Here is a 6,739-nt window from a genome sequence, read left to right on the forward strand (position 1 = left end):
AATAAACAATATTTGTAAAAATAGTATATCATAATGGTATAAAATATACATCAATTTCTATCGGGTAGAAAGGAGAAAAGGAAAAACGGCTTTCAATAGTTCGTCTCAAGCCCATCACTTACCAATTGTTTTGTTCTTCGGTCACTGCCATGTTTTTAAGAAATGTTGATGTGGCGTTATGCCTAGTTCGGCCTGTAACAAGAGCAAGACAAGGAGTGATTCATCTGAAACTTTGACTAGGCCAACATTACGCCGATGTTTAAAGGAATCTGGGCAATAGTTTTGGTAGAAGTGATGACAAATTTGTGATAATTGGCGTACATTCCATTGCAAATGATGAGATTTAGCAGTATACTGTAAGTGGCTCATTTGGACTAACCTCCTGTATGTTTCGTCACTTACAGTATAGTCCATTTAGGCTTTTTATTGTATGTTGAAATGAACTAGCACCACGGGTATATTTTATAAATAAAGGGGTGTTTTCAACAGTTAAAAATACATAACTATTAAACGAAAAAGAACGGTTTGTTGTAATCGTCTATAAGCAATTATTGCGAGGTGCACGTTACACAATTTTATGTATTTATAAGCAACAGATACTCAAAAAGCCGAACAGAGGACTTAATTCTATACTGTAAAAACTTTACATTTTTTCCGTGCCAATATATAAAAAACGTAGAGTAGGAACACCTTATACATTGATCGTTATCTGATGTAAAGGAGAATAACTATGTTAAATAATATTAACAAAACAAAAAATATTGTGGTACCGTTTGCTCCTCATAATGATTCTGTTCAAGTTCAGGCTGCAGGGTTTGTTGTCTGGAGTGGCTGGCTCTTGGTTTATCCGTCTGTTACAGGAACGGATTCATTGTTAAAACAAATGTACAATAATTTTAACCTTATTTCAGTTCCGACTAGTTCAATTAAGTAGTAATATTTTTAATGTTATCAGGTGTTTTTACTATATGTTTGGTTCTGTATTTATAAATGCAGAACCGTTTTTAAAAAGGAGATTAAAATGGTTGATATTAACAAATTATCATTTGGTTTTGATAAACCAATCCTAAAAGATATAGATTTAAAAATAGCTCATTCTGGACAAGTGATTGCTTTGTTGGGACCAAATGGTTCTGGAAAAACGACATTGATGAATGTGATGGCAGGTTTATATCAAAAGCATTCAGGAACCATAAAGGATACGAGTTCTGTATTTTTTTTACCAGATCATTCCTACATACCTGAAGATTTAACAATTAAAGAGTGTTTAGAATTGTTCCAGAAGCTTTATGGTACTTTTAATAAAAATAAAGCTATTCAAATATTAAAATATCTTAGACTGGATAAAAATAAGTCTATTTCGGCATATTCAAAGGGGATGAAAGAACAATTACACTTAGTTTTTTTACTATCTCAAGATGTAAACGTTTATTTGTTAGATGAGCCTTTGGCAGCCGTCGATCCATTGACAAGAGATATACTAATCGATTTAATAATTAAATTTAAGAATGAAAATAGTGTTACGATTATCAGCACTCATTTAGTCCTAGATATGGAAAAAATATTTGATGAAGTAATCTTTATGAGAGATGGAAAAGTTATATTATACAATACTGTTGCACAGTTACAAAATGAGTTTCCTGAAATGAGTTTAGATGATATATACAAGGAGGTAAATATAAATGTTATCGCTGATTAGAAGGTTAGTAAGTGACTATATAAAGACTTTTATATATGTTTATCTTGTTGGTTTGACTTTGAGAATAACTGCCAATGTATTTGATGAATTAGAAGTACTTAGAGCGATTAATGGTATTTGGATAATGATTTCAAGTGTTCTTTTAATAATCTTATCTACATATTTTCTCCACGAATTTTTATATACTCGTCACAAGTATTTTTATTATACGATAAAATATAGTAGGTTAATTATTTTTCTAATAATTGCTATTATCTTAACACTTTTAAATTTTATATATTATTTGATATATGCAGATTTAAATTTATGGAATGGCATTCAAAAATTAGCTTCTTTGTTAGTTTATTTTGGCACTACAAGTGCGTTGCTGTATGGTTACAGGGGGGTGGCTTCTAAAAAATTAGGTTCAAATATTTATTTATTCACTATAGTCTCACTACTTGTTGCTCATGCTTTAATTTTTTATAATGCGTTTTCAGAACAAATTGGTAAAAAATTTATGATAGGCGTATCGTCAATGATTGATGCTAGGAACATTTATACAAACATCGTACCAATTACTTTGTTTGTTGAGAATTCTACTTATGTAGAGTTATCCTATTACTCTTTAGGGGCCAATGTTTTGTTTTTTATAATTGCTTCTGTATTACTGTTAATCCTAAGGAAAGTAAAAATTAATTGGTAAAATCTTAGCAAGAATTTTTGTTAAAGACTCTTTTCAAGGTATTTTTCAATAAGATAAAAACAATATTTTTGAGGTGAGGGATTTTTGTATGGAAGATGCTATTTTAAAAGGTCTGCTTTACTTAGAAGATAATATTAGTAATTTTTTAAAAATTGATAAATTAGTAACCGATAAAGAGAATCAGTTAAAATCTTTTGTAGAACTAGTTTTTTTCTATAATTTACTGCCAGAATCAACAAGAGAAAAGAAACGTTTTAATTTCATTGATTCATTTATTTCTAGTAGAGTAGAAACAATTCCTTTTATTAACTTATTTGAAGAAAATATCAATGCTTTAGCTGGATTAGCGACAATTGAGGAATATTTTCTTCTAAGTGGGAAACGTTATTTTTCAGATTACCTAAAAAAAATTGTGGTTAGAGATAAATTTGATTTACAGATGAATAAAGTCCCTTTTCGCCAGTTAGATAATAAGTATTCTTTGAATAGAGCAGGTATAAAAGATAATTTAGCATCTTATGATGAGTTATATTCTAAAACGGTTCTTGGTAAGAAACTTTCTCCGTTTTACTATTCTGAGAATTCCATGTATAGTTTAACCCATACTATTTTTTATATAACAGAGATGGGGCGAGGCTGGCATTTATCAAGTATAGAAAAAACAGACATTGTATCAACTCTGAAGTTCCTTATTATTGATAGAATACTTGAAAAAGATCTAGATATTTTAGGTGAACTGGTTTTGTGTGCCATTTTTTTAAATTTAGAGTCAGAGTTGTCAAGTCTTTTGAAATATGCCAAGAGTATTCTTTTGATTAATCAGAAGAACAATGGCGGTTTTCCTGCACCAAAAGAATGGGTTTATGAATCAAGCTATGAAGAATTTAGAAATATATATCACACAACTATTGTTTGTCTAGGAGCTCTGATATGGTGTCACGAAAAAAATATATAACTAAACAACTAAAAAAATATAAACTTGATTTTAAATTTTATTCGGAATTTTGTGACATACTCAACATATATAATGATTTAGAAAATTATTTTCAGATCAAAGTAAATGATATTGAAGCTACATCGTTGATTTTGGATATTGCCTATACAATAATAAAAAATGTAGATATTGATTCTTTGTTGCATATGTACCCGATTTATTTAAAAGAGCACATACATTTCAATATCTTTTCTCAAAAATTCTATTTTTTTAAATCAAGCTTCTCAAGGTATATTCAAAATGATATTATTCAAAAAAATGAATGGGAGGAAAAGTATCTTGAATACTGTGCACGACAAATCAAATTTTTTAAGGATGAGTCCGAATATTATTTAGACAATAGAGAGTTGAATGATATATCAATAGAGCATAATCTAAGTGACTCTGATAAATCCTATCCAGATAGAATAGATATTGAGCGGTATTTTGAACTTTATTCGAAAAAAATTACAGCAAAACATATATTCCATAACTTATTCCTACTCATAAAAGGAGAGGTGTTAAATGGGTTATAATAAAAAAATTTTAATTAGTTTTTTAAAACTTAATCACTCGAATATAAACGCTGGACTGTTATTAACCTTTTTAGGGGAACCTTCTAATAGTTTTACCTTAAAAAATCAAGAACAGATAATGCCGGAAATTCTTGTTGAAATTAATAATGAAAGTTTAAAACCTTTGAAAGAAAAACTGGCCTTTGAGTGTAGAACTGCTGTTGATAAGAATTTTGATTTTAGATTACAATATTTTAAATCGAAGTTAGGTTTAATTGGCAATCTACAGGAACAACAATTATCTGAGGAGTTGCTGTCCAATCTGACTTTTTCAAAATTAATGGAGCGTGTAGATTTAGATGTGTTGTATCAATTATTGTTTCTTTCAAATAAAAAATTACCGATTCAATTTATGAAAATGTTATCAGACTACATCGGTGGAATAAGTGTTTATTTTGCTAGAAAATATCAAATTAGGGAATTTGCATTGAGTATTTTAATTGCTTTAAATATTAGACAATATTTTGAAAGAACTTTTTTTGAAAATGCTATTGAATTTTTTGAATACATTCAAACTAATGTAGGTTATTTTGGTTATGATGATCCATTTAGTAGCTATAATAATGAGGTGGATCAAAAAATTTTAAATTCATTTTATAGCCTATGGGCTCTAGAACACCTGTATGACAAATTGAAGGAAAAAGGTGGACATTTATGAGGCAATTGTTAATTCCGAGGACAATAAGACAAAAACTTCAATTTTTTTTAGGGATATTTTTAAATATCTTATCCTATATTATTTTTTTATTAATTCCTCAGTCAATACAAAAAATAATAGATACTTCTCAAGTAAACTATACCCCGATTTTTACCATAATAACATTGTTTTGTTTTAATCTATTTTTCAGTATAATATCCTCCTATTTACTATTGAAATATGCAGAGAATCAGATATTTAATTTGCGTAAGAGTGTCACAACAGATTTACTAAAAAAAGATCAATCATTTTATGATAGTAATTTGAGTGGAGAAATATCAGGACATATTGTTAATGATACGGAAGTAATAAGAACGTTTCTAAGTCAAGTTTTTCCAGATTTTGTGAGTTCAATTTTTTTGTTTATCATTTCTTTAGTATTTCTATTTAAACTAGATTTCTACCTATCTGTTTTAATGCTAACATGTCTTTTGATTATGTTCATCGTATTAATCCCAGTTTCAAATTTTGGGGGAAAATTTGCGATAAGAAAGCAGGAAAATTTAAGTCAATTATCAGGTTACTTAACAGAAATTTTTCAAAGGGTCAAATTAATTAAAGTTTATAAGGGACAACAGTATGTTGAGTCTAGTCTTGATAAAAGATTGGGGAAATTAGTTAAAAGTTCTTTTACTTATTCTTTGGTTGACTTGATAATCAAGCCAGTAATTTTAATTTTTATTTTCATAGTAATCTGTATTAGTTTTGGGTATGGAGGTTATAGAGTTGCACAATCAACACTAACAGCTGGGACACTAATTTCGTTCTTAATTTACTTATTTCAGCTATTTTCTCCATTAAGTAGTATAGCACAGTTTGCTAATCAACTAAAAAAGATGAATGCAAGTCTCACTACTATTGAGCAATATGCTGCTGATATAAGTATAAATGAGATAGATAGTCTAACTATAGCTACTCCAATCGAAAGTATAGAGCTGAAAGGTGTAAGCTTTGATAGAAATGGAAAAAAAGTATTAAACAATTTGGATATGTTTTTTAAGAGAGGAGAGGTAACAGCGATTGTAGGGCCCTCTGGTTCTGGTAAAACAACCATTGTTGAGCTAATATCTAAATTATATACTACATTTTCTGGTAAAATATCATTTAATAATATTGATTTAAGAGAAATAAGCACAGATAGTTTATATAGCTGTTTAACGTATGTTTTTCAAGGAACTGATTTTTTTTCTGGTACAATTTACGAAAACATAGTTTTTGGTTTAGATTATCAACCAACGCATGGGAAAGTAAATGAAATTTTAGAAGCTACAGCTCTTAATGTAGAATTTAATGATTTCCCAAATAGTTTAGAAACGATTATAGGTGAGAATGGAATAGGTTTATCTGGAGGTCAGAAGCAACGACTCCAAATTGCTAGAGCTTTATTGAGGAATGCAGATATTTATATATTTGATGAGGTGACAGCTCATTTGGATTCTGTTTCTGAATCCAAAATTATTGAAACAATAAGGACATATTTGAATAATAAGATTGTTATATATATTACCCATAAGATTTCGACTATACAAACAGCTGATAAGCTATATTTTCTTGAAAATGGTGAGTTAACTGGAATTGGTACTCATGAGGAACTAAAGCAGAGTAATCTGAGTTATCAACAATACCTGTCTAAAGAAAAAGATAATCATCTATAATCCCATAAATAAGAAATTAAAAACTACTTTTAAGAGTTTTTAATATGAAGTAGAACGATCCGAAAGGGTCGTTTTTTCGTACCAGAAAAAAACTGACCGAGATTTCAGTCAGTTTGGTGTTGTTTGATAAGTTTTTTGAGGTTGTCGAGTAGTGCTTGCTCATCTGTCCATTCTAAGATTTGTAATCCTTTGTCAATTAGTTCCTGCTTGTTTTGGGCTATGCCTAGGTAAACATAGGCACGGGCTAGTTGGTCATAGCGTTTTTCTTGTTTGGCTAGTTCCATGAGTTTGGTGGCAAAAAAAGTAGACTTGTTGTACTGTTTTTGTTCCAAGAAAAAATAAGAAAGAGACTGATAGTATGAGAGTATGGTCGGCTGGATTCGCTTGTAATCCTTGTATTTCTCTAATCGTTTTAGAAGGAGATTGGCAGTTTCTTCAAGGGTATCAAGTGAAGA

The 6,739-nt window shown here is 29.4% G+C and carries 7 protein-coding genes and 2 pseudogenes; 7 read left to right on the forward strand and 2 right to left on the reverse strand.

The window, feature by feature from the left end:
• Window positions 1-153: 153 nt before the first annotated feature.
• A pseudogene (locus tag SST111_RS05665) lies at window positions 154-369 on the reverse strand (IS982 family transposase); the annotation flags it as partial.
• Between the two features lie 361 nt (window positions 370-730).
• Here SST111_RS05665 and SST111_RS05670 point away from each other — a divergent pair.
• The 7 genes from SST111_RS05670 to SST111_RS05700 all read left to right on the forward strand — a co-directional run bounded on the left by SST111_RS05670 (window position 731) and on the right by SST111_RS05700 (window position 6,284).
• Window positions 731-934: a hypothetical protein gene (locus SST111_RS05670; protein WP_099810317.1), complete on the forward strand. Its 204-nt coding sequence runs from the start codon at window positions 731-733 to the stop codon at window positions 932-934.
• Window positions 935-1,021: 87 nt separating this feature from the next.
• Window positions 1,022-1,699, forward strand: a complete 678-nt coding sequence (locus SST111_RS05675) for an ATP-binding cassette domain-containing protein (RefSeq protein WP_099810318.1) — start codon at window positions 1,022-1,024, stop codon at window positions 1,697-1,699.
• The gene (locus tag SST111_RS05680) at window positions 1,683-2,384 is read left to right on the forward strand and encodes a hypothetical protein (RefSeq protein WP_099810319.1); all 702 of its coding nucleotides are present in this window, start codon (window positions 1,683-1,685) and stop codon (window positions 2,382-2,384) included. Before SST111_RS05675 ends, SST111_RS05680 begins: the two co-directional genes overlap by 17 nt.
• A gap of 88 nt (window positions 2,385-2,472) precedes the next feature.
• The gene (locus tag SST111_RS05685) at window positions 2,473-3,339 is read left to right on the forward strand and encodes a DUF6895 family protein (protein WP_099810320.1); all 867 of its coding nucleotides are present in this window, start codon (window positions 2,473-2,475) and stop codon (window positions 3,337-3,339) included.
• Window positions 3,315-3,893 (forward strand): hypothetical protein, encoded by a 579-nt coding sequence (locus SST111_RS05690; RefSeq protein WP_099810321.1) that lies wholly within the window; start codon window positions 3,315-3,317, stop codon window positions 3,891-3,893. Before SST111_RS05685 ends, SST111_RS05690 begins: the two co-directional genes overlap by 25 nt.
• On the forward strand, window positions 3,883-4,590 hold the full coding sequence (locus tag SST111_RS05695; RefSeq protein WP_099810322.1) for a hypothetical protein: 708 nt from the start codon (window positions 3,883-3,885) through the stop codon (window positions 4,588-4,590). Before SST111_RS05690 ends, SST111_RS05695 begins: the two co-directional genes overlap by 11 nt.
• Window positions 4,587-6,284 carry an ABC transporter ATP-binding protein gene (locus tag SST111_RS05700; protein WP_099810323.1) on the forward strand — a complete coding sequence of 566 codons (1,698 nt, stop codon included), beginning with the start codon at window positions 4,587-4,589 and terminating at the stop codon, window positions 6,282-6,284. The genes SST111_RS05695 and SST111_RS05700 overlap by 4 nt, the downstream gene beginning before the upstream one ends.
• A gap of 104 nt (window positions 6,285-6,388) precedes the next feature.
• Here the strand turns inward: SST111_RS05700 and SST111_RS12190 are convergent.
• Window positions 6,389-6,739: pseudogene (locus SST111_RS12190) on the reverse strand (DNA-binding protein); the annotation flags it as partial.

It is taken from the genome of Streptococcus suis YS161, assembly GCF_002760245.1.
GTDB lineage: Bacteria > Bacillota > Bacilli > Lactobacillales > Streptococcaceae > Streptococcus > Streptococcus suis_I.

Bases quoted from the DNA above. Each gene is read 5' to 3' on its own strand.
- SST111_RS05670 (WP_099810317.1), top strand. From the start codon at position 731: ATGTTAAATAATATTAACAAAACAAAAAATATTGTGGTACCGTTTGCT.
- SST111_RS05675 (WP_099810318.1), top strand. From the start codon at position 1,022: ATGGTTGATATTAACAAATTATCATTTGGTTTTGATAAACCAATCCTA.
- SST111_RS05680 (WP_099810319.1), top strand. From the start codon at position 1,683: ATGTTATCGCTGATTAGAAGGTTAGTAAGTGACTATATAAAGACTTTT.
- SST111_RS05685 (WP_099810320.1), top strand. From the start codon at position 2,473: ATGGAAGATGCTATTTTAAAAGGTCTGCTTTACTTAGAAGATAATATT.
- SST111_RS05690 (WP_099810321.1), top strand. From the start codon at position 3,315: ATGGTGTCACGAAAAAAATATATAACTAAACAACTAAAAAAATATAAA.
- SST111_RS05695 (WP_099810322.1), top strand. From the start codon at position 3,883: ATGGGTTATAATAAAAAAATTTTAATTAGTTTTTTAAAACTTAATCAC.
- SST111_RS05700 (WP_099810323.1), top strand. From the start codon at position 4,587: ATGAGGCAATTGTTAATTCCGAGGACAATAAGACAAAAACTTCAATTT.